The organism is Dactylosporangium sp. NPDC005555 (genome assembly GCF_040605635.1).
Taxonomy (GTDB): Bacteria; Actinomycetota; Actinomycetes; order Mycobacteriales; family Micromonosporaceae; genus Dactylosporangium.
Genome location: NZ_JBEXDG010000037.1, coordinates 17,430 through 42,013, shown reverse-complemented (window position 1 = coordinate 42,013; position 24,584 = coordinate 17,430). Strand labels below are relative to the sequence as shown.

22 protein-coding genes and 1 pseudogene are annotated in these 24,584 nt (G+C 71.6%); 9 read left to right on the top strand and 14 right to left on the bottom strand.

The window, feature by feature from the left end:
* The first annotated feature begins 74 nt into the window (after positions 1–74).
* Entirely contained in the window at positions 75–1,022 is a 948-nt protein-coding gene (locus ABZS58_RS33105) for a COX15/CtaA family protein (RefSeq protein ID WP_354787176.1), read from the top strand.
* Between the two features lie 290 nt (positions 1,023–1,312).
* On the opposite strand, the gene ABZS58_RS33100 is transcribed toward ABZS58_RS33105, so the two are convergent.
* Together ABZS58_RS33100 and ABZS58_RS33095 are read right to left on the bottom strand one after the other, a co-directional pair.
* Positions 1,313–1,846 (bottom strand): GNAT family protein, encoded by a 534-nt coding sequence (locus ABZS58_RS33100; RefSeq protein WP_354787175.1) that lies wholly within the window; start codon positions 1,844–1,846, stop codon positions 1,313–1,315.
* Entirely contained in the window at positions 1,797–2,507 is a 711-nt protein-coding gene (locus tag ABZS58_RS33095) for a DUF4184 family protein (RefSeq protein ID WP_354787174.1), read from the bottom strand. The genes ABZS58_RS33100 and ABZS58_RS33095 overlap by 50 nt, the downstream gene beginning before the upstream one ends.
* A 192-nt stretch (positions 2,508–2,699) precedes the next feature.
* Between ABZS58_RS33095 and ABZS58_RS33090 the strand changes: the two genes are divergently transcribed.
* Positions 2,700–3,014 carry a hypothetical protein gene (locus ABZS58_RS33090; protein ID WP_354787173.1) on the top strand — a complete coding sequence of 105 codons (315 nt, stop codon included), beginning with the start codon at positions 2,700–2,702 and terminating at the stop codon, positions 3,012–3,014.
* Between the two features lie 658 nt (positions 3,015–3,672).
* A complete protein-coding gene (locus tag ABZS58_RS33085) occupies positions 3,673–4,836 on the top strand; it encodes a lyase family protein (protein ID WP_354787172.1) in 1,164 nt (387 codons plus the stop codon).
* A 102-nt stretch (positions 4,837–4,938) separates the two neighbouring features.
* Here the strand turns inward: ABZS58_RS33085 and ABZS58_RS33080 are convergent, their stop codons facing one another.
* The 6 genes and pseudogenes from ABZS58_RS33080 to ABZS58_RS33055 form a co-directional block, all read right to left on the bottom strand.
* Positions 4,939–5,685, bottom strand: a complete 747-nt coding sequence (locus ABZS58_RS33080) for a TIGR03089 family protein (protein ID WP_354787171.1) — start codon at positions 5,683–5,685, stop codon at positions 4,939–4,941.
* A gap of 15 nt (positions 5,686–5,700) precedes the next feature.
* On the bottom strand, positions 5,701–6,324 hold the full coding sequence (locus ABZS58_RS33075; RefSeq protein ID WP_354787170.1) for a hypothetical protein: 624 nt from the start codon (positions 6,322–6,324) through the stop codon (positions 5,701–5,703).
* Positions 6,325–6,355: 31 nt separating this feature from the next.
* A complete protein-coding gene (locus ABZS58_RS33070; protein ID WP_354787169.1) occupies positions 6,356–7,192 on the bottom strand; it encodes an undecaprenyl-diphosphate phosphatase in 837 nt (278 codons plus the stop codon).
* Entirely contained in the window at positions 7,189–8,091 is a 903-nt protein-coding gene (locus ABZS58_RS33065) for a hypothetical protein (RefSeq protein ID WP_354787225.1), read from the bottom strand. Before ABZS58_RS33065 ends, ABZS58_RS33070 begins: the two co-directional genes overlap by 4 nt.
* A gap of 25 nt (positions 8,092–8,116) precedes the next feature.
* Complete coding sequence (locus ABZS58_RS33060) at positions 8,117–8,440, bottom strand: hypothetical protein (protein ID WP_344502999.1); 324 nt, start codon at positions 8,438–8,440, stop codon at positions 8,117–8,119.
* Positions 8,441–8,732: 292 nt separating this feature from the next.
* A pseudogene (locus ABZS58_RS33055) lies at positions 8,733–9,623 on the bottom strand (heme o synthase); the annotation flags it as partial.
* Positions 9,624–10,182: 559 nt separating this feature from the next.
* Between ABZS58_RS33055 and tkt the strand changes: the two are divergent.
* From tkt to pgl, 6 genes are read left to right on the top strand one after another with little or no spacing between them, the layout of a single operon-like run.
* Positions 10,183–12,324: a transketolase gene (tkt, locus tag ABZS58_RS33050; protein ID WP_354787168.1), complete on the top strand. Its 2,142-nt coding sequence runs from the start codon at positions 10,183–10,185 to the stop codon at positions 12,322–12,324.
* 26 nt (positions 12,325–12,350) lie between these two features.
* Entirely contained in the window at positions 12,351–13,460 is a 1,110-nt protein-coding gene (gene tal / locus ABZS58_RS33045; protein ID WP_354787167.1) for a transaldolase, read from the top strand.
* Positions 13,461–13,513: 53 nt separating this feature from the next.
* The gene (locus ABZS58_RS33040; protein ID WP_354787166.1) at positions 13,514–15,214 is read left to right on the top strand and encodes a glucose-6-phosphate isomerase; all 1,701 of its coding nucleotides are present in this window, start codon (positions 13,514–13,516) and stop codon (positions 15,212–15,214) included.
* A 5-nt stretch (positions 15,215–15,219) separates the two neighbouring features.
* Positions 15,220–16,737: a glucose-6-phosphate dehydrogenase gene (gene zwf / locus ABZS58_RS33035; RefSeq protein WP_354787165.1), complete on the top strand. Its 1,518-nt coding sequence runs from the start codon at positions 15,220–15,222 to the stop codon at positions 16,735–16,737.
* A 16-nt stretch (positions 16,738–16,753) separates the two neighbouring features.
* A complete protein-coding gene (locus ABZS58_RS33030) occupies positions 16,754–17,767 on the top strand; it encodes a glucose-6-phosphate dehydrogenase assembly protein OpcA (protein WP_354787164.1) in 1,014 nt (337 codons plus the stop codon).
* Positions 17,764–18,465, top strand: coding sequence for a 6-phosphogluconolactonase (pgl, locus tag ABZS58_RS33025; RefSeq protein WP_354787163.1), 702 nt, complete (start codon positions 17,764–17,766; stop codon positions 18,463–18,465). Before ABZS58_RS33030 ends, pgl begins: the two co-directional genes overlap by 4 nt.
* A 211-nt stretch (positions 18,466–18,676) precedes the next feature.
* Here the strand turns inward: pgl and ABZS58_RS33020 are convergent, their stop codons facing one another.
* From ABZS58_RS33020 to gap, 6 genes are all read right to left on the bottom strand, one after another.
* The gene (locus tag ABZS58_RS33020; protein WP_354787162.1) at positions 18,677–19,015 is read right to left on the bottom strand and encodes an RNA polymerase-binding protein RbpA; all 339 of its coding nucleotides are present in this window, start codon (positions 19,013–19,015) and stop codon (positions 18,677–18,679) included.
* A 122-nt stretch (positions 19,016–19,137) separates the two neighbouring features.
* Positions 19,138–19,395: a preprotein translocase subunit SecG gene (gene secG, locus ABZS58_RS33015; protein ID WP_033359745.1), complete on the bottom strand. Its 258-nt coding sequence runs from the start codon at positions 19,393–19,395 to the stop codon at positions 19,138–19,140.
* Between the two features lie 68 nt (positions 19,396–19,463).
* Entirely contained in the window at positions 19,464–21,167 is a 1,704-nt protein-coding gene (locus tag ABZS58_RS33010; protein ID WP_354787161.1) for an ABC transporter substrate-binding protein, read from the bottom strand.
* Positions 21,168–21,402: 235 nt separating this feature from the next.
* Positions 21,403–22,185, bottom strand: coding sequence for a triose-phosphate isomerase (gene tpiA, locus ABZS58_RS33005; protein ID WP_354787160.1), 783 nt, complete (start codon positions 22,183–22,185; stop codon positions 21,403–21,405).
* Positions 22,186–22,188: 3 nt separating this feature from the next.
* The gene (locus ABZS58_RS33000) at positions 22,189–23,376 is read right to left on the bottom strand and encodes a phosphoglycerate kinase (RefSeq protein WP_354787159.1); all 1,188 of its coding nucleotides are present in this window, start codon (positions 23,374–23,376) and stop codon (positions 22,189–22,191) included.
* Complete coding sequence (gap, locus tag ABZS58_RS32995; protein WP_354787158.1) at positions 23,373–24,377, bottom strand: type I glyceraldehyde-3-phosphate dehydrogenase; 1,005 nt, start codon at positions 24,375–24,377, stop codon at positions 23,373–23,375. The genes ABZS58_RS33000 and gap overlap by 4 nt, the downstream gene beginning before the upstream one ends.
* Positions 24,378–24,584 lie beyond the last annotated feature (207 nt).

The following is a 24,584-nucleotide window of genomic DNA, read 5'->3' as shown; positions in this document are numbered from 1 at the left end:
ACGCACGAAAGGTAAGCCTCTCCTTACTAAACCCGGCGCCGGTGCCATATGTAGCCGCGCGTAGTATCTGCCGGGTGCTTGGGAAGCTGTCATCGCTGCTCGATCGGCCCGTGGTGCTGCGCCGGGCGGCTCTCGCGTCGCTGGTCGCCAACGTCGGGATCGTGTGCACCGGTGGGCTCGTCCGGCTGACCGGGTCGGGCCTGGGCTGCCCGACGTGGCCGCGGTGCACCGAGGAGTCCTACGTGACGACCCAGGAGATGGGGCATCACGGGATCATCGAGTTCGGCAACCGGACGCTGACGTTCGTGCTCGGCCTCTTCGCGGTCGTCGCGCTGCTCGCCGCGTGGCGGCAGCGCCGGCGCGTCGCCGGGCTCCTGCCGGCCGCCGTGTGGATGATGGCCGGCATCGCGTTCCAGGGCGTGCTCGGCGGGATCACGGTCCGGATGGCGCTCAACCCGTGGACGGTGATGGCGCACTTCCTCGCCTCGATGGTGCTGATCGCCCTGGCGTACGTGTTCTGGCACCGCACCCGCGACGTGCCGCCGCGCTGGACCGCGCCGCGGGCGATCCGCACGGCCGGGATCGTGGTCACGGCGGTGTCGGCGGCGGTGCTCGTGCTGGGCACGGTCGTCACGGGCAGCGGCCCGCACTCCGGCGACACGAAGGCGGCCCGGACCGGCTTCGACCCGGAGACGGTCTCCCAGCTGCACGGCGACGCCGTGTTCGTGCTCGTCGGGCTGACCCTGGCACTGTGGCTGGGCCTGCGCGCGCTGGGCGCGCCGCTGCGGGTGACCCGCGCCGCCGGGCTGCTGCTGCTGGTCGAGCTCGGGCAGGGCGTGGTGGGCTTCGTGCAGTACTTCACCGGCCTCCCCTGGCCGGTCGTGCTGCTGCACATGCTCGGCGCCTGCCTGGTGTGGACGGCGACCCTGGGCCTGCTGCTGGCCGTGTCACCCCGCCGGGAGCCGGAAGCGGAGCCCGCGCCGGAGGTCCACGACGCCCACTCGGACGCGAGCACCGCGTAAGCGCGGGCCGGCCGCCCGGCGAGGGCCGGGAAGCAGCGGCCGCGCCCCGGGCACCGCGTAGAGCGGGCGCCGGCCGGGCGGAAGACTGCGACGCCACCCGGACGCGGGCACCGCGTAAGCGCGGGCCGGTCGCCCGGCGAGGGCCGGAAAGCGGCGGCCGCGCCCCAGGCACCCACGTAGAGCGGGCGACTCGGCCGTCGGCCGGGCGGAAGACCTGCGACGCCACCGGGACGCGGGCACCGCCCTGACAGACGAAGCCCGGACGCGGGCACGGCCCTCGAACGGGAGACCTACGACGCCCACTCCGACGCGAGCACCGCGTAGAGCAGGTCGTCGGTCCACTCGCCCTTCCAGTAGCTGGCGCGCACGAGCAGGCCCTCGCGGCGGAAGCCGAGCCGCTCCAGCAGCCGGGCGGAGCGCTCGTTGCGCGCGTCGAGCGACGCGTGGACCCGGTGCAGGCCCTCCTCGACGAGCAGGTGCCGCACGACCCGCCCGACGGCCTCGGTCGCATAGCCCTGGCCCTGGAAGGCGGGCGCGAACGTGAAGCCGATCTCCGCCTGCCGGCCGCCGTCGCCGCGGTTGACGCCGACGTCGCCGAGGAGCAGCCCGGTGTCGCGGCCCTCCACCGCGTACTGGAACCAGCCCTCCCGCTCAGGGTCCAGGCGCGCGGTCTCGGTGACGAACGCGAGCGCGTCGCCGAGCGGATAGGGCGCGTCCCACGACTGATACCGGGCCACGTCCGGATCCGAACGGTAGGCGGCGAGGGCGGCGGCGTCACCCGCGTGGAACCGCCGCAGCGACAACCGGTCTGTCTCCAGGAGCACGCACGCAGTGTAGTGCCAGACAGGCCATCAGCAGAGCGATCATCGCCGATACGATGAGCCGCACGACGAACACGTGCGGGCCGCCGTAGCTCAACCCGGCGGTGACGAACGCACCCGCCGCGAACACCTCGACGGCGACGGACCAGAACAGCAGCGGACGGCACTGGACCACCGGTGCCGCCCCGTGCCATTCGCGGATGAGGTGGCGGCGTCCCACGTACACCATGAAGAGCGGCAACAGCAGCAGCGCGGCGTAGTCGCTGACGTCACGGACCAGGCGCCACGAGCCGATCGCGCCGGGATGGGTGACGAGGTCCCACAGCAGGTGACTGGCGTCGCCGAGCAGCGCCGACGTGGCCGTCACCCACCATCGGTGCCGGACCTTCCGCAGCGCGCCGTATTCGCGCAGCGCCCCCGGCAGGTGCGCGGCGACCATGGGCGCGCCGAGCCGGATCAGCCACGCGGTGAGCACCGTGACCGGCAGCCCCCACCAGAACGCGGCGGCGACCGTGTGGCTGCGGATGACCACGGCGTCACCGGCCGCGTAGGCGATGTCGGGTGCGGTGGCGCCGACCGCGAGGGCGACGCCGTCGAACCAGCGCGGCCGCCACAGCTTCAGCGGCAGGACGGCCAGGGGATGCGTGGGGAGGGTCGCGGGCACACGGCCGACCCTGCCGCACCGCCTCCCGGATCGGGGCCGCCTGCACCACACCCGCACACAACGTTCACGCGGGCCGCCCGGCCCCGGGCCCGCAGCTTCAGAGGAACGACACCTTAGCCGCGTCTATTGCCGGGCTGTAAATTCATCTGCACCTTCTTTGGTCGCGGTTCTTTCGTGTGCAACTCTTCTACAATGGGTCAACCGGAACCGCTCATCATGCAGATCTACTGCCGCCTGGAGGTCGCGGTCAACGACCCCGACGTGATCGCCAAGCTGGCCGGACAGCAGCTCCGCGAGGCCGATATCGACTGGTCACGCAAGGATGAGAACCTTGAGGAAGCGATCCATCAGCTCGAATCAGACCTGCAAGAGGCATTGTCTTGTGTCGTTGAACAGCAGCGTATGACCGAGCACCTTCCCGGGGTCGAGCCGCGCGGCGGGCTGGTGTTCACCACGATCGGCGCCCCGGACGACCGCTTCCGCCCCGGCTTCACCGACTTCCTGTGAGCGAGCCCCGGAAAGGGTAGGGGGCGATCGTGCCGCGGACCGTGTTCCAGCGCAGGCCGGTGCAGGCGTCCGCGTTCGATCCGCCCCCGCCCGCGACCCGTTGCGCGGGTCGCGGACCCCGCCGAACGGTGCGACCGCCTCGGCGTTGACGGTCTGGTCGTTGACGTGCACGGTCCCGCCGGGACCCGCTCGGCGAGCCTGGGCCCCGCGGCGGGTCGCCGGTGAGGACGCCGGGCGACAGCCAGCAGACAGCCCGTCGCCGGTGTCGGTGCCCGGGGGCGCCCGGCCGTCGTTCGCGCAGGGCTACCACGACCGCGACATCGACGCCTACCGGACCGGCCTGGGGATTCTCGCCCCCGACCCGGAGACGTGCGCACTGCGGCTGACCCACCCGCACCCAGGCGTCACCGTCGCACGGACGCGCGCCGCGACCGGGTGGAACCGGCCGTCGCACGAACCCGCGCCGCGACCAGGTGGAACCCTGCCGTCGCACAGACCCGCGCCGCGACCGGGTGGAACCCGGCCGTCGCGCCGGGGCCGGCGGGCGCCCCGCCGCCGGCCCGCGAAGCGCCCGCCACCCCGCGCGCTCCCGCAAACGACGACATCACCGCAGGCCGCGCCGATAGAGTCGACACCAGACCAGTGACCGGAGGCGGCCATGAACCCCAGCGCTTCCAGCCTGTTCGACGGCGTCCTGGCCCGCGGTGAGGTCGCCGCCGCCGTCGGCGACGACGCGTGGCTGACCGCGATGCTGCAGGTCGAGGCGGCGCTCGCGCAGGTGCAGGCGTTCAGCGGGCTGATCCCGCAGGCGCACGCCGACACGATCGCCGGCTGCGCCAGGCCCGAGCGCTTCGCCGCCGCCGACCTCGGCGCCCGCGCCGCCGCCAGCGGCAACCCCGTCGTGCCGCTCGTGGAGACGCTGCGCGCCCTCGCCGGGGACGCCGGGCCGTCCGCGCACCTCGGCGCCACCAGCCAGGACATCCTCGACACCGCCGGGATGCTGGTCGCGTCGCAGGCGCTGCGGCCGCTGCTCGGCGACCTCGCCGGATGCGCCGAGCAGGCCGCCCGGCTGGCCCGCGAGCACCGCGACACCCGCATGATCGGCCGCACGCTGCTGCGCCAGGCGGCGCCGACCACGTTCGGGCTGAAGGCCGCCGGCTGGCTCGGTGGCCTCGACGCAGCCCGCCGGCGCCTGGAGCAGGTGCGGCGGGAGCGCCTCGCGGTGCAGTTCGGCGGCACCGCGGGGACCCTCGCCCCGTTCGGCGAGGACGGCCCCGACGTCGTCGAGGGTCTTGCCACCCTCCTCGGCCTCGCCGAGCCGGTCCTGCCCTGGCACACGGAGCGCACCCGCGTCGCCGACCTCGCCGGGGCGCTCGGCTCCGCCGCCGGGGTCGTCGCGAAGATCGCCCGGGACCTGATCCTGCTGGCTCAGGACGAGGTCGACGAGGCCTCCGACGCCACCACGGGCGGCTCGCCGGCGATGCCGCACACGCGCGGACCCGTCGCCGCCGTCTGCGCCCTCGGCAGCGCCGCCTCCGCGCCGGGGCTCGTCGCCAGCCTCCTCGCCGCGATGGCCCACGAACACGAACGCGCCGCCGGCGCCTGGCACGCGGAGTGGCGGCCCCTGCGCGAGCTGCTCGTCTGCACCGGCTCGGCCGCGTCGTGGCTGCGCGCGGCCCTGGAGCGGCTGCTCGTGCACCCCGACGTGATGCGTGCCAACCTGGCCCGCGCCACCGCCGCGTCAGGAGCGGCCGACGAGTCCCTGGATGCCGCCGGTGTACTGGTGGACCGCGCACTCCAGGCGCACGCGAAAGGCCTCTGACGGAGCCCGGTTCGGAGCGCGCCCCCGCCGTCGTCCTGGCCTTCGACGCGTCCCGGCCGGAACCCACCTGACCGACGCCGGCGCCGGGCCGCTTCCGAGGTGCTACGTCCTGCCGAAGATCCTGGTGGCGTGCTCGGCCGCGGCGATCTCGTCGAGGCCGGCCGGGCCGGAGCACAGGATGATCGAGGCGCCCACCGACAGCGGGGCGAGGAGCCACTTCACCGGGTGCTCGTGCTCGGCGGCGTCGATGACGACCCGGTCGCCGGCGCGCAGGTCCTGCATGCCGGCGATCTCGCGGGCGATGCCGCCCCACTGCCCATACGTGGTGCCGTCGCCGCTCGCCGCCGCGCCTGTCCGGACCAGGGCGGGCGCGGGGACGTCCGCCGGATAGGGGGCGACGGCCGTCTCGAAGTCGCGGTAGCCGATGACGTCGCGGGGGTCGCCGGTGCCCGCGCCGAACACGAACCGGTGCGGGGCCTCCGGGATGTCCTCCAGCCACGAGCCGAGCCGCTCGCGGGCCACGAACACCACGTCGAACGGCACGCCCGCGTCCGGGCCGGCGTCGGGCAGGCCCGCGGTCGCGGCCAGTTGGAACGACACCGTGACGCCGAGCGACCACGCGCCGAGCAGTGCGCCGGCGGTGCGCCAGTGCGGTGGGAGCAGGGCCGCGGCGCGGCTGCCGGAGCCGAGGCCGCAGTCGTGCAGCAGGCCGGCGGTCCGCGCGGCCAGGCCGCCGAGCTGCGCCGCGGTCAGCGCGGTGCGCCGGCCGGCCGGGTCGTAGTGGGTGAGCAGCGGCGCGCTGTCGCCGGCGACGGCGGACGGTCGCGCCGGCCGGAGGGCGTCGGGCACCGCCCCACGATAACGTCACAGCATCCGCACGGTCTCGGAGCGGGCGATCTCGGGCTCCGTGGGCGGCAGCGTCTCGTACTTCTTCAGCACCGCGTGCACGACGAAGACGTACGGGGTCTGCGAGATCAGGCCGGTGACCGTCGCCGTGACCCGCGTGCAGCCCTTGCCGGGCGGGACAGACTGCCACGTCCAGCCCGGCTGCGGCCCGATGAGCAGTTCCTGCGACATCGCGGTCAGCCTGTACTCCACGATGGAGGGGTCGCCGACGTTCCACCAGCTGACCGTGGCGGAGGCGGTGCCGGGGACGACGTCGACGCCGTTGATGACGCCCTGGCGCACGACGCCGGTGCAGTCGGTGGGGCTCAAGCTCGGGGTGGGGTAGCTGCGGCTGACCTTGGGCAGCGGCGAGATCGACGCGAGGGGGCCGCGGACCGGGGCGCCGGTGGTCATGCCGGCGGACGGGTTGACGGCGTCGCCCTTCGAGTAGACCGTCTTCTGCGGCAGGTCGAGCACCTTGCCCTTCTGCTGCTTCGTGGAGCCGTTGCCGGCACCGCCGAGGCCGGGCAGGACGCTGCAGCCGGCGACACCGCAGAGCAGTGCCGAGGCCAGGACGAGCGCCGTGCCGAGCCGCCGTTTCACGTCCGGTACATCGGCGGCCCGGAGCGGGAGCTTAGGTCGCTTCGATCGTGCCCGTGCCGACGAGGACGAGCAGGAGGGTGCCGAGGGCGACCCGGTAGACGATGAAGACCGTGTAGGTGTGCCGCGCCACGAATTTCAGCAGCCACGCGACGGCCAGGTAGCCGACGATGCCGCTGACGAGGGTGGCGGTGATCGTCGCGGGCCAGCCGACGCCGGTGGCGATGTTGTCGTGCTCGTCGGCGATCTGCAGGGCGCCGGCCGCGAGCAGCGCCGGGATGGACAGGAAGAACGACAGCCGGGTGACGGTGACCCGGTCGAAGTCGCGCAGCAGGCCCGCCGACATCGTCGCGCCGGAGCGGGAGACGCCGGGGATGAGGGCGAGGGCCTGGGCGGTGCCGATGATGAGCGTGTCCTTCCACGTCACGTCGGCCTCGTGGCGCTGCTGGGTGGCGGCGCGGTCGGCGAACCACATGACGCCGGAGAACGCGATGAGGGCGCCGCCGACGAACCAGAGGCTGCGCAGCGTGGTCTCGATCTGGTCCTTGAAGAGCAGGCCGATGACCGCGACGGGGATCGAGCCGAGGATCACCGACCAGCCGAAGCGGTAGTCGGCGTTGTCGCGCCGGGACTTGTCGAACAGCCCCCGGAAGAACGCCGGGACGATCCGGGCGATGTCGCGGCGCAGGTAGATCGCGGTCGCGAGGACGGCGCCGGTCTGGATGATCGCCGTGAACGCGGTGATGTCCGGGTCGTCGATCGAGTAGCCGAGGAGTTTCTCCAGGATGGTGAGGTGGCCGGTGCTGGAGATCGGCAGGAACTCGGTCAGACCCTCGACGAAGCCGAGGAGGACCGCCTCGAAGATGTTCACGGGCGGCCCGCCGGGAGGCGGCCGGCGATGGCGCGGGCGAGCCGGTCGGCGGCGCCGCCTGCGGTGGTCAGGAACAGCGACGGCTCGGTGAGCTCGACCTCGATGACCACCGGGTCGCCGGACGGGGTCGGCAGCAGGTCGACGCGGGCGTAGAGCAGGCCGGACCGGTCGAACGGCAGCGCCGTCAGGACCCGTTCGGCGAGGGCGTGCTCGGCCGGCGACGGTGTTCTCGGTGTGATGGATTCCTCCTGGTACAGCGTGTCGACGCCCTCATCGGGTCCGGTGAGGATCGGGCCTTTGCGGATCGCGTGGCTGAACTGTCCGGCGACGAACAGCAGGGCGGTCTCCCCCGCGGTGTCGACGTCGGCGAGGTACGGCTGGACCATGACCGTGCGGCCGGCCTCCTGCAGGCGCCGGACGTGCCCGGCGGCGAGGTCCGCCTGCTCGGGCAGACGGTAGCGGCCGGTGTCGACGCTGCCGACGCTCACGGCCGGCTTGACCACGATCTCGCCGCTGTCCTGCAGCTCGACCGGGTCGCCCGGGTCGATCCAGGCGGTGGGGACGATCGGGATGCCCGCCTCGGCGAGCTCGCGCAGGTAGCGCTTGTCGGTGTTCCAGGCGATGACCTCGGGCGCGTTGGCGAGGTGGGGCACGGTGCCGGCCCAGGCGGTGAACTCCGCGCGGCGTCTGGGGTAGTCCCAGGTGTTGCGCACGACGGCGAGGTCGAACGCTTGCCAGTCGACGGCGGCGTCGTCCCAGACGGCGGGGACGCCGGTGATCCCGATGGCGGCGAGCGCCGGGATGAGGCTCTGGTCGTCCGCGTCGAGGTCGGGCAGCTCGGCGCAGGTAACGAGAGCGACCCGGGCACCGGCCCGGGTCGCGGAATATGACTGTTCGATGATCACTCAGCGAAGATAGGCGACCCTAGCGGGAAAGGACACGCCGCCCCATGGAGCGCCAGAGGTCGTTGCTGGGCCGCATCTGCTCGAGCAGCTCGCGCTCCCAAGCATTCTCGATCTTGACTCCGGCCTGCGCGCAGGCGGAACGCGCGATGTCGGTGCCCTCAGCCATCTGGTCGCCCCAGACGCCGTCCTCCCCGACGAGCACGATGCGAGCACCGCGCCGGCCGACGTACTCGATGACTGCCTTGGCGCCGCCGTGGTCGTCCGCGAAGGACTTGATGCCGGAGATCAGGCTGCCCGGCACCGGGCGGCTCAGGGTCATCGTCGTATCGGAACCATCTGCCATGACGGCCACACTAAAGGGGTCGCCCGCCACTTGTGAGTGAACTGCGGTACTGATGTGATCGTAGTTACTGACAGGTTTCGTTCATCGCACGTTCGTTTTGCCCCGACAGAGCCAGCTAAAAGCGGATATTCAGGTGCCCGATTCCGCGACTGAACGAGAGACATGCATCACGTGACGTAGAGCGCCGCGCGGTGTGCCAAAAATTCGGGCGTTTCCGGGGCAAGTTCGGGCTTAGCTCGACAATTGACTGCCGTGTCCCGGGCAACAAAAAGCGCCGCGGGGAGCAACGAAATCACTGGATGAAGACGTCTACTCCGACCGCCACGCACAGCAGCGTCAGGTACGTGACCGACCAGTGGAACAGCCGCATCGGCTTGAGCGGCTCGCCCCGGCGCGCCCGGCCGTCCAGCCGGTGGGCCTCCAGCAGCAGCAACGCGCCCACGACGACGGCGACGACCCCGTAGACGGGGGTCATGCCGAACGGCCACAGCGCGATCGACGCGGCGACCGTCAGCCAGCTGTAGACGACGGTCTCCAGGCCGACCCGGCGCATGCTCGCCACGACGGGCAGCATCGGGATGCCGGCGCGGGCGTAGTCGTCCTTGAACTTGATCGCCAGGGCGTAGAAGTGCGGCGGCTGCCACAGGAACACGACGGCGAACATGACCCATGCCGGCCAGGCGAGCGAGCCGGTGACCGCGGCCCAGCCGATCAGCACGGGCGCCGCGCCGCACGCGCCGCCCCACACCGTGTTCTGCGGCGTGGTGCGCTTCAGCCACAGCGTGTAGACGAGGTCGTAGTAGGCGATCGCGCCGACGGTCAGCAGCGTGGCGAGAAGGTTGGTGAAGACGGCCATCAGCACCGTGGACAGCGCCGCCAGGGTCAGCCCGAAGACGAGCACGGCCCGCGGCGTGATGCTGTGCGTGGCGAGGGGACGGCGCGACGTCCGCTTCATCAGCGGGTCGATGTCACGGTCGATGTAGCAGTTGAGCGCGTTGGCGGCACCGGCCGCGAGCGAGCCGCCGACGAGCACCACGGCCATCAGCCACAGCGAGGGCACGCCGCGGTCGGCGAGGAGCATCGCGGGGACCGTCGTGATGAGCAGCAGCTCGACGATCCGGGGCTTGGTCAGTGAGACATAGGCCTTGACGACGGCGCCGAAACCGGCGCGGCGGCCTGCCGCCTGCTCCCGCTGCGCCCTGGCGAGCGCGGCCGCGGTCGTGGGGCGGACCGGCCGGGAAACATCCGTCGCCGCGCTCTGGGGGACCGCCGCACCGTCGACGAGCTGCGTCACGTCTGGAGAGCCACCTTCCGGCATCGGCCGCACCTGGGGTCCGCCTGCCGCAGAGGCCCGGCCGGGTGACGGCACGGGAGGGGCACGGTGGCACCGAGGGTCCCGCCGAGACCGGCGGGCTCTCGCATCCTAGAACAGGATCAACGCAGGCCAGACCGGGACCCCACCACCTGCCCCGTCACATCGGCGCGCACCTTCGTCCGGGGCGCCGCGCGTACCACATCTGCAAAAGTTTCGCGCAGGGCTGAATCGATACAGGTTTACCATCGGGGGCACACATCGTCGCAGTCGCGCGGCGGTCGGACGCGCGGCGGGCATCGACTACCGTTACCGCAGGCAGCGTCGCCGATGTCCGAAACACGGTCGACTGCGCGTGGGCCTACCCGTTCGTGGGTAGGGTCGATCTGAACAGCCTTGCTATCCCTCGTTCGACAGGAGCAGCACAGCCGTGAGCGCTGAAGAGGTCAAGGGTCCCGAGCTTTCCTGGTCCGACGTCGACCGGCGGGCGGTCGACACGGTGCGGGTCCTCGCCATGGACGCCGTCGAGAAGTCCGGCAACGGCCACCCCGGCACGGCGATGAGCCTGGCGCCCGCGGCATACCTGCTGTTCCAGAAGGTCATGAAGCACGACCCGACCGACCCCAACTGGCTCGGCCGCGACCGCTTCGTGCTCTCCTGTGGACACTCGAGCCTGACCCTGTACATCCAGCTGTACCTCTCGGGCTACGGCCTGAGCCTCGACGACCTCAGGTCGCTGCGGCAGTGGGGCTCATTGACCCCCGGCCACCCCGAGCACGGGCACACCGCCGGTGTGGAGACCACCACCGGCCCGCTCGGCCAGGGCCTCGGCAACGCCGTCGGCATGGCGATGGCGGCCCGCCGCGAGCGCGGTCTCTTCGACCCCGAGCCGGCGACCGGCGAGAGCCTGTTCGACCACCACGTCTACGTGCTGTGCTCCGACGGCGACATCGAAGAGGGCATCAGCCACGAGGCCAGCGCGATCGCCGGCCACCAGAAGCTCGGCAACCTCGTCGTCATCTACGACGACAACGAGATCTCGATCGAGGACGACACCAAGGTCGCCAAGAGCGAGGACGTCGCCGCCCGCTACGAGGCGTATGGCTTCCACGTGCAGACGGTCGACTGGCGCGCCGGGCACGACGCCGGCGACGGCGTCTACACCGAGGACGTCGAGGCGCTGTGGGTCGCGCTCGAGGCCGCGAAGGCCGAGACGAGCCGCCCGTCGTTCATCGCGCTGCGCACGATCATCGGCTGGCCCGCCCCGAAGAAGCAGAACACCGGCAAGATCCACGGCTCGGCGCTCGGCGCCGACGAGGTCACCGCCACCAAGCAAATCCTGGGCTTCGACCCGACGCTGACGTTCGAGGTGTCCGACGAGGTCCTCGCGCACGCCCGCGGCGCCATCGAGCGCGGCCGCGAGCTGCACGCCCGGTGGGACAAGGAGTTCGAGGCGTGGCGCGCCGGCGCCGGTGACCGCGCCACGCTGCTCGACCGCCTCCTCGCCGGCCGCCTGCCCGAGGGCTGGGCCAAGGCGCTGCCGGAGTTCCCCGCGAGCGAGAAGGGCATCGCGACCCGCAAGGCGTCCGGCGACGTCCTCGGCGCGCTGGCCCCGGTGCTGCCCGAGCTGTGGGGCGGCTCCGCCGACCTCGCCGAGAGCAACAACACCACGATGGAGGGCGAGCCCTCGTTCCTGCCGGCCGAGTTCGCCACGAAGGCGTTCCCCGGCAACGAGTACGGGCGCACCCTGCACTTCGGCATCCGTGAGCACGGCATGGGCGCCATCCTCAACGGCATCAAGCTGCACGGCCCGACCCGGCCCTACGGCGGCACGTTCCTCGTCTTCTCCGACTACATGCGGCCCGCGGTGCGTCTCGCGGCCCTCATGAAGCTGCCGGTCGTCTACGTGTGGACGCACGACTCGATCGGTCTCGGCGAGGACGGCCCGACGCACCAGCCGGTCGAGCACCTCACGGCGCTGCGCGCGATCCCCGGCCTGTCCGTGGTCCGCCCCGCCGACGCCAACGAGACCGCGTGGGCCTGGCGCCGCGCCCTGGAGGTCACCGACCACCCGGTCGCCCTGGCGCTGAGCCGGCAGAACCTGCCGACCCTCGACCGCACCGAGTACGCCCCCGCGGAGGGCACCGCCAAGGGCGGGTACGTCCTCAAGGACGCCTCCGACGGCCAGCCGCGGGTCATCATCGTGGCCACCGGCTCCGAGGTGCAGCTCGCGGTCGCCGCGCAGAAGAGGCTCGAGGAGGAGGGCACCCCGACCCGCGTCGTGTCGATGCCCTGCCAGGAGTGGTTCATGGAGCAGGACCTGGCCTACCGCCAGCAGGTCCTCCCGACCGGCGTCAAGGCGCGGGTCACCGTCGAGGCCGGCATCGCCATGTCGTGGCAGCACATCCTCGGCGACCACGGCGTGGCCGTCAGCATCGAGCACTACGGCGCGAGCGCCCCCCACACGGTGCTGTTCGAGCAGTTCGGCTTCACCCCCGACACGGTCGTCGCGGCCGCGCACGCCTCGCTCGCCAAGGTCGGCGAGATCACCGGCACCACCACCGGCAACTGAGTCTCTATCCCCTGAGGAGCATTGCGATGAGTTCCGATCGGCTGGCCGAGCTCTCCGCCGCGGGTGTGGCGGTCTGGCTCGACGACCTCTCCCGCTCACGGCTGAGCGGTGGCGGCCTCGACAAGCTGCGCCGTGAGCAGCATGTCGTGGGCGTCACCACCAACCCCACCATTTTCGCCAAGGCGCTGACCTCCGCCGAGGACTACGCCGGCGCGGTCAAGGACCTCGCCCTGCGCGACGCGCAGGTCAACGAGGCGATGCGCGCGCTCATGACCTATGACGTGCGCTGGGCCTGTGACGTCATGAAACCCGCCGCCGACGCCAGCAAGGGCATCGACGGCCGGGTCTCCATCGAGGTCGACCCGGGTCTCGCCGCCGACACCGCACGCACCGTCGCCGAGGCGAAGGCGCTGTGGTGGCTGGTGGACCGCGACAACCTGTTCATCAAGATCCCCGCGACCAAGGAAGGCCTGCCGGCGATCACCGCCGTGCTCGCCGAGGGCATCAGCGTCAACGTGACCCTGATCTTCTCCCTGGAGCGCTACGAGTCCGTCATGAACGCGTACTTCGCCGGCCTGGAGCAGGCGAAGGCCAACGGCCACGACCTGTCGAAGATCGGGTCGGTCGCGTCGTTCTTCGTGTCGCGCGTCGACACCGAGTACGACAAGCGCCTCGACAAGATCGGCACCGAGGAGTCGAAGGCGCTCAAGGGCAAGGCCGCGATCGCCAACGCCAAACTCGCGTACAAGAAGTACGAGGAGCTGTTCTCCTCCGAGCGCTGGCAGGCCCTCGCCGACGCGGGCGCGCATCCGCAGCGGCCGCTGTGGGCGTCCACCTCGACGAAGAACCCCGAGTACCGTGACGTGATCTACGTCGAGGAGCTTGTCGCCCCCGGCACCGTCAACACGATGCCCGAGGCGGTCATCCACGCGTTCGCCGACCACGGCGAGGTCCGCCTCGACGCGATCACCGGCTCCTACGCGGAGGCGCAGCAGGTCATGGACGCCCTCGCCGCGGCCGGCATCGACTACGACGACGTCGTGCAGGTCCTGGAGCGCGAAGGCGTCGAGAAGTTCAGCGTCAGCGGCAACGAGATGATCGAGACCGTCCGGTCGGCCCTCGAAGCCGCCAAGTAGGCCTCGCGTCTTCAGTAGGCTGAAGTCCTGCTGGTCATCTGTGGAGGGTGCGGGTGCCTGATCTTCTCGACGACGTCACCGCGGCGGCCGGGCTCACGGTGTTCGGCGCCGCGGCCGTCGCCGGTGCGATCTCCACCCGCACCCCTTCCAGTTCCCCTGTCAGTCCCCCTTCCGGTCCCCCGGACTGGTCTCCTGACTACGACGTGGTGCCGAGGGTCACGATGCTCCGCACGGAGCTGCGGGCCCTCGGGCTCGACCGGGTCGTGCTCGTCGGCGACGGCGCCCCGGCCCGTGCCGCCGACGCGATCGCCCGCACGCTCGGCGTGCCGCTGACCGTCCTGGACGGCACCGACCCGCACAGTGTCGCGGCCGCCGTCGCCGACCGGCTGCGGCGCACCGTGGTCGTGCTGACCTCCTCGTCGCCGACGTCGGTGCCCCTGGCCGTCGACAGCCATCGCCGGGCGTTCCTGCAGGCGTTCGAGGACCACGGGATCCACGACCTCGGGCGCCGCTTCGTCTTCGTCACCCGGCCCGGCTCACCCCTGGCGACGACGGCGCTGGAGATGGGCGCGCAGCTGTTCCTCGCGCAGCCCGTGCCGTTGTCGGCCTATTCGCTGGTGCCGGCCGGGCTCGCCGGAGCGGACATCAACGACCTCGTGGAGCAGGCGTTCGCCCTGGCCGCTCCGCCGCGGCACACGCCGGCGGCCGGCTTCTCGCTGCCGTCCCAGAGCTCCGCCCCCACCGGCCTCCGGGCGCCCGCTCCCGCTCCTGTGTCCTCCGCCGCCGGGCCCGTGTCCCGGTTCGAGCATCCTGCCGTCGCGCTCGGTGCGGCGCTCGCCGCCGCCGTGGCCGCCGGGCGGGACAAGATCGCGCTGGCGCCCGACGGCAGCGGGATCGTCGGGATCGGCGAATGGGTCGCGGCCCTGCTCACCACGGCCGGGTCCCGGGCCGTGCCGGTCGTGCTGGAGACGCCGGGCAGCTGGGGACACGAGGGTCCCGACGTGCTCAGCGTGACCACCGGCGGATCGCTCGTCGCGGGGATCATGCCCGGTGGCGGCATCGCGCCCGACCTCGCCGTCAACGGGCCGCTCGGCGCGCAGCTGCTCGCCTGGGAGCAGGCACTCACCATCGCCGGTCTCATCGGCCCCGGGCAGACCGCCGCCGAACCCGCCGGCGCCACCGCAGGCTTCGGATCCGCCGGTTTCCCGGCCGGCGGCGCGGGACAGGGCGACCCGTCGTCGCAGGAAGGCGTGCTGCGGGTCCTCGACACCGGGTTGCCGCCGCAGGCGCCCGCGTTCGTCGACGGAGCCGTCGAGGTGCACGGGGCCGTCACGGCCACGACGCTCATCGGGGCGATCGACGAGTTCGCGCGGGCGGTCCCGCCCGGTGGCGCGCTCGTCGTCCGGGCGCACCTCGACCGGACCGCCGACGCCGCTGCCCTCGAGGTGCGGACCGGGCTTGCCGGGCGGGTCGACCGGGCCGTGAGCTTCGCCTGGGGCGGTGGACCGGTCCAGGCCGTTACGGGTGTCGGAGGCGCCGGCGGTACACCTGAATCCTCCGCGATCCAGATCACCGGCGCGGTCTTCGGGGACCTCGGCGTTCCCGGACGCCCGTATACGTTCGGCGAGCTGCAGGCCGCCGAGGCCGCCGACGATCGGCAGGTCCTGATCGACCAGGGCCGGCCGTTGCTACGACTGCACCTGACCGACCGGAATTCCGGTATCGACCAATTGTTGGCCGCCCTCGGAGGGTGAGTGTGATGACCAATCCCTTGCGGGACCCGCAGGACCGGCGACTGCCTCGGATTCCCGAGCCGTGCGCGCTGGTCATCTTCGGCGTCACCGGTGACCTAGCCCGCAAGAAACTCATCCCGGCGGTCTACGACCTGGCCAACCGGGGACTGCTGCCGCCGAGCTTCGCGGTGCTCGGCTTCGCCCGGCGCGACTGGGGCGACGGCGACTTCGAGGACCTCGCCCGCAAGGCCGCGCAGAACGGCGCGCGCACCACGTGGCGGGAGGAGGTGTGGTCGCGCCTCGCCGGCAACATCAAGTTCGTGCCCGGGTCGTTCGAGGACGACGCCGCGTTCGACCATCTCGCGCAGACCCTCGACGACCTGCACGACGAGGGCGGCATCCCGGGCAACGCGGCGTTCTACCTGTCGATCCCGCCGTCGGCGTTCCCGGTCGTGCTCAAGCAGCTCGAGCGCACCGGCATGTCGGACAACGCGAAGTCCGGCGGCTGGCGCCGCGTCGTCGTCGAGAAGCCGTTCGGCTACGACCTCACCTCCGCGCGGCAGCTCAACGACCTCGTCGACGACGCGTTCACCGCGCAGGACGTGTTCCGCATCGACCACTACCTGGGCAAGGAGACGGTCCAGAACATCCTGGCGCTGCGCTTCGCGAACAACCTGTTCGAGCCGGTGTGGAACTCCAACTACGTCGACTCGGTGCAGATCACGATGGCCGAGGACGTCGGCATCGGCACCCGCGCCGGCTTCTACGACACCGTCGGCACCGCCCGCGACGTCGTGCAGAACCACCTGATGCAGCTGCTCGCGCTGGTCGCGATGGAGGAGCCGACCGCGTTCGACGCGACCGCGATCCGCACCGAGAAGCTCAAGGTGCTCAACGCGATCACCGTGCCGACCGACGTGTTCACCAACACGGTCCGCGGGCAGTACCTGACCGGCTGGGTCGCGGGCGAGCGCGTCGCCGGCTACCTGGAGGAGAAGGACGTCCCCGCGGAGTCGAAGACGGAGACGTACGTGGCGATCCGCCTCGGCGTCCAGAACCGCCGCTGGGCCGGGGTGCCGTTCTACGTCCGCGCCGGCAAGCGCATGCCGCGCCGGGTCACGGAGCTCGCCATCTCGTTCAAGAAGGCGCCGCACCTGCCGTTCCACCAGACGGACGTGGAGATGCTGGGTCACAACCAGCTGGTCATCCGCGTCCAGCCCGACGAGGGCGTGATGCTGAAGTTCGGCTCGAAGGTGCCCGGCACGACGATGGAGGTCCGCGACATCGCGATGGACTTCCAGTACGGCGAAGCGTTCACCGACGCCAGCCCCGAGGCGTACGAGCGGCTCATCCTCGACGTCCTCGTCGGCGACAAGACCCTGTTCCCCGACTCGGCCGAGGTCGAGGCGAGCTGGAACGTGATCGACCCCCTTGAGGAGGCGTGGGCGGGCTCGACGCCCGAGCCGTACCGCGCGGGCGAATGGGGTCCGCGAGCAGCTGACGAGATGCTGGCCCGCGAGGGCCGCGCCTGGCGCCGGGCCTAGTGGGGGGATATCCGTCATGATCGGACTTTGGGACACCACCGGTATCGAGGTCGTCAAGGCCCTCGCCAACGAGCGTCGCAGCGCCGGCGGGCTGACCAGCGGCCTCGCCCTCACGCTCGTCGCCGTCGTCGACGAGCGGCAGGTCCGGGAGGCGGAGGCGGCCGCGACGATCGCCGCGTCCGCGCACCCGTGCCGGCTGCTCATCATCGTGCGCGCCGACGTCACCCAGCAGCGGTCCCGCCTCGACGCGGAGATCGTCGTCGGCGGCCGCCTCGGGCCGTGCGAGGCCGTCGTCATGCGCATGCAGGGCCGGCTCGCCCTGCACGCCGAGTCGGTCGTCATGCCGCTGCTCGCCCCGGACGTGCCGGTGGTGACGTGGTGGCAGTGCACGCCGCCGGAGCGGATCGCCTACGACCCGCTCGGCGTCGTCGCGGACCGCCGCATCACCGACAGCTCCCAGGCCGCGGACCCCGTCGGCAACCTGCGCACCCGCGCCGACGACTACGTGCCCGGCGACACCGACCTGGCCTGGTCACGGATCACCCCGTGGCGCACGCTCCTCGCGGGCGCGTTCGACGCCACCACCGTCGGCGTCAAGGCCGTCGAGATCGTGGCCCCCGACACCGACCCGACCGGCCCGCTGCTCGGCGGCTGGCTCGAGGCCCGGCTCGGCGTGCACCCGACCCGCCGCAGCGGCTCCGGCAAGATCATGGAAGCGGTGCACCTGGAGCTCGCCGACGGCAGCACCATGAGCCTCAACCGCGACCTGAACGCCGGCAGCGCCACCCTGCAGCGCACCGGGCAGCCCGACCGGATCCTGCCGCTGAGCCGCCGCCCCCTCGGCGAGGAGCTCGCCGAGGAGCTGCGGCGCCTCGACCCGGACCAGCCCTACGCGGCGGCCCTGGCCGCGGCCACCGGCAAGCGCAGCCTGGAGGAGCGGGTCGCGCCGCGGGTGCACATCTGGAAGGACCCGGCGCTCGCCGAGCGCCCGGAAGCCTCCTCGTCCACGCTGGAGACCGTCTCTTCATGACCGTCGTCGTGCACGGTGACCCGAAACTGCTCGCCGAGGCGACCGCCGCCCGCCTGATCGTCCGGCTCACGGACGCGCAGGCGGAGCGGGGCGTCGCGTCGCTCGTCCTCACCGGCGGGCGCATCGCCGCGCAGATCTACGCCGCGGTCCACGCCAGCTCGGCCCGCGACGCCGTCGACTGGTCACGGGTCGACTTCTGGTGGGGCGACGAGCGCTTCCTGCCGTCCGGCGACCCCGACCGCAACGAGACCCAGGCCCGCGAGGCCTTCCTGGCGGCACTGCCCGTCGACCCGGGCCGGGTGCACCCGATGCCCGCCGCCGACGGCGCGGACCCGGCCGCGGCCGCCGCCGCGTACGAGCGCGAGGTCGCCGGGGCGCAGTTCGACCTGGTGCTGCTCGGGGTGGGCGAGGACGGGCACGTCGCGTCGGTCTTCCCCGGCCACCCGGTCGGCGACGACCCGCGTCCGGTGGCGGACGTGCACGACAGCCCGAAGCCCCCGCCGGTGCGCATCACGCTGACCCTGCCGACCCTCAGCACGGCCGCCGAGGTCTGGCTGCTCGCGTCGGGCGCAGGCAAGGCGGACGCGGTGCGGGACGCCTTCGCGGCCGGCTCGTCGCTGCCGGCGGCGCGGGTGCACGGCCGGGACCGCACGCTGTGGCTCGTCGACACCGACGCCGCCCAGTTCCTGCGCTCGTAGCCACGTCGCTGCCGTCGCTCACCCGGCCGCCTCTACCCGCCGGCGCTGCTCGGCGGTGCGGCGGAGGGTGAGCGCCCGTCCGGCCGCGTAGCGGACCATGGATGCGCGGTGCCGTGGCCCCGGCGGTCTTGACGGTCACGGCGACACGGTCACCGCGAAAGGGCAGACTGCGGCACCCCGTGGCGGTGCCGCTGGGTGCCGGGCGGGTGGGTCAGCCGCGGCGCTGGCGGAGGCGGGCCAGGGCCTCGGCCAGGATGGCCTCGCCGTCCTCTTCGGAGCGGCGTTCCTTCACGTAGGCCAAATGGGTCTTGTACGGCTCGGTGCGCGGGCGCTCCGGCGGGGCCTGCTCGTCCTGACCCGCCGGGAGTCCGCACCGCGGGCAGTCCCAGGTGGCCGGGGGCGTGATCTCGGCGGCGAAGGCGGGCTCGGTCATGTGCCCGTTGGCGCACCAGTAGGTGATGCTGCGGCGGGGGGCCTGTTCACCGCGCTCGGCCCAGCGCATGGGACCGGAACCGACTCGGGTCCCGCGGATGGCGTTACCAGCTGCCACGGCTGCTCGCTCCTGTTCGTCGGGGGGTGCGACGTCGTGCGGAGGCAGGAGTGTGGGCGAAAAACACCTGCGCGCGGCCCGCCGAACGGACCGCGCGCATGAGTCTAGGACCCGGAGCGTGCTCAGGCACCACCGTTTTCGACAATTTTCAGCCAGAGGCCAAGACCAACGATGCAGGCGAACCAGATGATGCCGACCAGCAGCGTGTAGCGGTCGAGGTTCTTCTCGGCGACCGACGAGCCGGCGAGGCTGGACGAGACGCCGCCGCCGAACATGCTCGACAGGCCACCGCCCTTGCCGCGGTGCAGCAGCACGAGCATGGTCAGCAGCACGCTCGTGATGAGGAGCAGCACGATCAGGGTGTAGGCGAACGCCGTCATGGCGCGGTCGTCCTCTCGATGGGCGGTCAAGTCTGCAAAACAGACGCCAGCTTACTGGAACGGGTTCGTTACGCGAGCCCCAGGGCACACAGGTCCGGCTGGCCGAACTGCGGGTGGATGAAGCCGCCCCGGACCTTCGTGCCGGACATCCGCAGCGCCTTCATGTAGATGATCGGGATGGCGACGGCCCTGCTCGCGATCTTCTCGTCCAGCTCGCCCCAGAGGAGGTACTGCCGCTCCGGCACCGACTCCTCCAACGCCGACGTGATGTCGTTGTTGATCTCCGGGTCGTTGAGGAGGGCGTAGTTCTGGTTGTTGGTCGCGTTCGCCTTCGTCGGGATGAGGCGGCCGTCGAAGAGCGGCGGGATGACGGCCGAGCCGTTGGCCCAGTCGGGGATCCAGCCGGCCCACAGCAGGTCGTTGGTGTTGGCGGGGTTGCCGATGACGTCGAAGTACGTCTCCGGGTCGATGCCGTTGACCTTGATCTGGATGCCGATCTGCTGATACGTCTCGACCATGGTGGTGGCCAGGCGCCGGATGTCCTTCTGCTCCGGGATCGCCAGGGTCAGCGTCGTGGCGCACGGCTTGCCCTTGTTGCGCTGGTCGTCCATCAGCTTGGTCGCGACGTCGGGCTTGCCCTCGACGTTGGCGGTGCTGTCGTACAGGTCGAAGTCCTTGTGGGCCTTCAGCTGGGGAGCGATGATCGTGTTCGCGTAGTCGCCGAAGACCGAGCCGCCGAGCGCCGCGCGGAACTTGCGCTTGTTGAAGGCGAACACGAGGGCCCGGCGGCAGTCCAGCTCCGGCATGCGCTTGGTGTTGAGCGACAGGTACCGGATGCCGCCATAGCTGCCCTGAACGGCCCTGGAGGACAGGGCGGCGTCGTTGACCACCTGCTGGACGAAGTTCGGCGCGACGTTCTTGTCCAGGTCGATGGTCTCGGCCCAGTCACCCTCGCTCTGGATCAGGTTGGACGTGACGGTCGGCAGGTCGCCGTTCGCCTCGATGACGATCTTGTCCGGGTAGGCCTTGCGGACGCTGTCGGTCTTGCGGTCCCAGTACTGGTTGCGCACGTAGACGAGCTGCTGGTCGGTGTTCTCCTGCAGCTTGTACGGGCCGGAGGAGAACGGCTTCTTGTCGTACTCCGCCTTGGTGTCCTGCTTGGCGAGGACCGGCGCGAACACGGTCATCGCGACGGTGTAGCCGAAGTCGCCGATGGGCTGGGACAGCGTGAACTTGATGTTGCGGTTGTCGACGCACTGCACGGACTGCAGGCCCTTGCCGTTGTTGTTGCCGCCGACGAACGGCCCCGCGTAGTTGTCGGTGCCCGCGAGGTACGTCTTCGCGTACGGCTGGGCGACCGAGTACAGGCTGGAGAAGCTGCGCTCCACGCCGTACTTCACGTCGGCGCAGGTGATCGGGGAGCCGTCCTCCCAGCGGATGTCGTCCTTGAGCTGGAAGTCCCAGACGCGGTTGCCCTCGCTGGGCCGGCCGGCGTCGGTGGCGAGGTCGCCGACGATCTCGCTGGCGGCCGCGCCGGGCTCGGAGCGGAACGTCGTGAGGGTCCGCGTGGTGAGGCGGCTGACGTTGGCCTCGGTGGCGGTCGCGATGCGCTGCGGGTCCAGGTGGGCCGGTTTGGCGCTGACGACGACGCGGAGGGTCCCGCCGGTCCTCGGCGGCTGCGGGCGGTCCTCGGCGCCGGCGTCGCTGCACGCAGCCGCGCTCGCGAGCAGGGACAGACCGACCAACGACGCGACGAAACGCTTGGCGAGCATGCTCGTTCCCCACTGGTCATGGTCGGCCCGTTCGTGGCGGGCGGCCGTGGCTCGGTCCCGCGGCGTGCGCGGGGTGTGTGCCCTCGCGGTGCGCGGGCAGGTCCGGCAGCCCGGTGTAGGGGCTGCGGACCAGGCCACTTTAGGCGTCGTTCATGCCGTGCGGAACCTGGGGTGGGATACAAAACAGCGTCGCGCCGCCCTGGTCAGGGCCGCGCGACGCTGCGTTGAGGAGCGGTTACTTGCCGAGACGGCAGATGCGGACAAAACCCTCCGCATCGATGCTGGCGCCACCGACGAGCGCGCCGTCGATGTCGGGCTGCTCGATGATCGACGCCACGTTGTCGTGCTTGACCGAGCCGCCGTACAGGATGCGCACCCGGTCGGCCGTGCCGCCGGTGTACTTCTCCGCGAGGCGGGTCCGGATCGCGCCGATGACCTCCTGCGCGTCCTGCGGGGTCGCGACCTTGCCGGTCCCGATGGCCCACACCGGCTCGTACGCCACGACGATCTTCTCGATCTCGTCGGTCTTGACCTTCTCGAGCGCGGCGTCGAGCTGGGCGAGGGTGTAGCCGACGTGCTCGCCCGCCTCACGGACGGCGAGACCCTCGCCGACGCAGAGGATCGGGGCGATGCCGTTGGCGAGGGCCGCCTTCACCTTGGCGTTGACGAGCGCGTCGTCCTCGCCGTGGTACTGGCGGCGCTCCGAGTGCCCGACGACCACGTACTGGCAGCCGAGCTTCGCCAGCATCGCGCCGGAGATCTCGCCCGTGTAGGCGCCCGACGTGTGCTGCGACAGGTCCTGCGCGCCGTAGCCGATGTTGAGCTTGTCGCCGTCGGTCAGCGTCTGCACGCTGCGGATGTCGACGAACGGGGGCAGCACGACGACCTCGACGGCCTCCAGCTGCGCCTCGTTGAGGCTGAATGCCAGCTTCTGCACCAGGGCGATGGCCTCGAGGTGGTTGAGGTTCATCTTCCAGTTGCCGGCCATGAGCGGCCTGCGGCCGGTTGCTTCTGCCATCGCTCAGCCCTCCAGTGCGGTGATGCCGGGCAGGGCCTTGCCCTCGAGATACTCCAGGGACGCGCCACCACCGGTCGAGATGTGGCTGAACCCGTCCTCGGGGATGCCGAGGGCGCGCACGGCCGCGGCGGAGTCGCCGCCGCCGACGACGCTGAAGCCGTCGATCTTCGTGATGGCCTCGGCGACGCCGCGCGTGCCGGCCGCGAACGGCGCCAGCTCGAAGACGCCCATCGGACCATTCCAGAACACGGTCTTCGCGGACTCGACGGCCTGCGCGAACAGCGTCACCGACTCCGGTCCGATGTCGAGGCCGAGCTCCTCGGCCGGGATCGCGTCGGCGGCGACGACCTGGGTCGCCGCGTCGGCCGCGAACTTGTCGGCGGTCACCACGTCGACGGGCAGCACGATCTTGTCGCCGCCGCGGGCGAGCAGGTCCGCGCAGGTGCCGACCATCTCGTCCTGCAGCAGGCTCTTGCCGACCTCGTGGCCCTGGGCCTTGAGGAAGGTGAAGCACATGCCGCCGCCGATGAGCAGCTTGTCGACCTTCGGCAGCAGCGCCTCGATGACGGCGAGCTTGTCCGACACCTTCGAGCCGCCGAGGATGACCACATACGGCCGCTCGGGGTCGCCGGTGAGCTTCGACAACACGTCGAGCTCGCGTCGCACGAGGCCGCCGGTGTACCGGGGCAGCAGCGCTGCGACGTCGAACACGCTGGCGTGCTTGCGGTGCACGGCGCCGAAGGCGTCGTCGACGTAGACGTCGGCGAACTGGGCCAGCTGCGCGGCGAACGCGCCCCGCTCGGCCTCGTCCTTGCTGGTCTCGCCCGCGTTGAAGCGCAGGTTCTCCAGCAGGGCGACGTCACCGTCGCCGAGCCCGGCGACCGCGGCCTGCGCGCTCTCGCCGACGGTGTCGGTGGCGAACGCGACGGGCTTGCCGAGCAGCTCCCCGAGCCTTTGTGACACCGGCTGCAGGGTGTACTTCGGGTCGGGCGCGCCCTTCGGGCGGCCCAGGTGCGACACCACGGTGACCCGCGCGCCGGCCTCACGCAGGGCGTTGAGGGTCGGCAGGACCGCCCGGATGCGCCCGTCGTCGGTGATCTTGTCTCCGTCGAGCGGAACGTTCAGGTCGGCGCGCAGGAGCACGCGCCGACCTTTGACGCCCTCGCTCAGGAGGTCGTCGAGCGTCTTCACAGGCCGGTGCCCACCAGCGTGACGAGGTCGACGAGACGGTTGCTGTAGCCCCACTCGTTGTCATACCAGCCGACGACCTTGACCTGGTTGCCGATGACCTTGGTCAGGCCCGCGTCGAAGATGCACGACGCCGGGTCGGTGACGATGTCGCTGGAGACGATCGGGTCCTCGGTGTAGACGAGGATGCCCTTCAGCGGGCCGTCAGCGGCGGCCTTCATCGCGGCGTTGACCTCGTCGACCGTGGTCTCGCGACCCACGGTGACGGTCAGGTCGGTGGCCGAGCCGGTCGGGATCGGCACCCGCAGCGCGTAGCCGTCCAGCTTGCCCTTGAGCTCGGGCAGGACCAGCGAGACCGCCTTGGCGGCACCGGTCGAGGTCGGCACGATGTTGAGGGCGGCGGCGCGGGCGCGACGCAGGTCCTTGTGCGGGGCGTCCTGCAGGTTCTGGTCCTGCGTGTACGCGTGGATCGTGGTCATGAGGCCACGCTCGATGCCGAACGTGTCGTTGATGACCTTGGCCATCGGCGCGAGGCAGTTCGTGGTGCACGACGCGTTGGAGATGATGGTGTGGTTCGCCGCGTCGTACTTGTCCTCGTTGACGCCCAGGACGACCGTGACGTCCTCGCCCTTGGCCGGCGCCGAGATGATGACCTTCTTCGCGCCGGCGGCGACGTGGACCCTGGCCTTGTCCGCGTCGGTGAAGATGCCGGTCGACTCGATGACGACGTCGGCGCCCAGGTCGCCCCAGGGCAGCTTCGACGGGTCGCGCTCGGCGAGCGCCTTGAAGGTCTTGCCGTTGACCGTGATCTCGTCGGTGGTCGCCTTCACCTCGTAGGGCAGGCGGCCCAGGATGCTGTCGTACTTCAGCAGGTGCGCCAGCGTCGCGTTGTCGGTGAGGTCATTGACGCCCACAACCTCGATGTCAGCGCCCTTGGCCAGCGCCGCACGGAAGAAGTTGCGGCCGATGCGGCCGAAGCCGTTGATGCCAACCCGGATGGTCACTTCGACACATCTCCTCGCCTCGTCGCGGCCGGCCGTTGCCGATGCCGGTCGCCCGTGAGTGATCATGGCTCGCCCGGTCGGGGGCCTGATCGGTGAGGCCCATGAGCGGGGAGCGGCCGCGTGGAGCGGCATACGGACGGCTTCGTCGCCGAACAGGAAAACCCTATCGCCTGCGGGCCGCCGAACTCCCGCCGGGGTGTCTGAGCA

Excerpts from the sequence above, each read along its gene's own strand:
- ABZS58_RS33090 (WP_354787173.1), top strand. The coding sequence starts at position 2,700 with ATGGGTCAACCGGAACCGCTCATCATGCAGATCTACTGCCGCCTGGAG.
- ABZS58_RS33085 (WP_354787172.1), top strand. The coding sequence starts at position 3,673 with ATGAACCCCAGCGCTTCCAGCCTGTTCGACGGCGTCCTGGCCCGCGGT.
- ABZS58_RS33060 (WP_344502999.1), bottom strand. The coding sequence starts at position 8,440 with ATGGCAGATGGTTCCGATACGACGATGACCCTGAGCCGCCCGGTGCCG.
- tal (WP_354787167.1), top strand. The coding sequence starts at position 12,351 with ATGAGTTCCGATCGGCTGGCCGAGCTCTCCGCCGCGGGTGTGGCGGTC.
- zwf (WP_354787165.1), top strand. The coding sequence starts at position 15,220 with ATGACCAATCCCTTGCGGGACCCGCAGGACCGGCGACTGCCTCGGATT.
- ABZS58_RS33030 (WP_354787164.1), top strand. The coding sequence starts at position 16,754 with ATGATCGGACTTTGGGACACCACCGGTATCGAGGTCGTCAAGGCCCTC.
- pgl (WP_354787163.1), top strand. The coding sequence starts at position 17,764 with ATGACCGTCGTCGTGCACGGTGACCCGAAACTGCTCGCCGAGGCGACC.
- secG (WP_033359745.1), bottom strand. The coding sequence starts at position 19,395 with ATGACGGCGTTCGCCTACACCCTGATCGTGCTGCTCCTCATCACGAGC.
- ABZS58_RS33010 (WP_354787161.1), bottom strand. The coding sequence starts at position 21,167 with ATGCTCGCCAAGCGTTTCGTCGCGTCGTTGGTCGGTCTGTCCCTGCTC.
- tpiA (WP_354787160.1), bottom strand. The coding sequence starts at position 22,185 with ATGGCAGAAGCAACCGGCCGCAGGCCGCTCATGGCCGGCAACTGGAAG.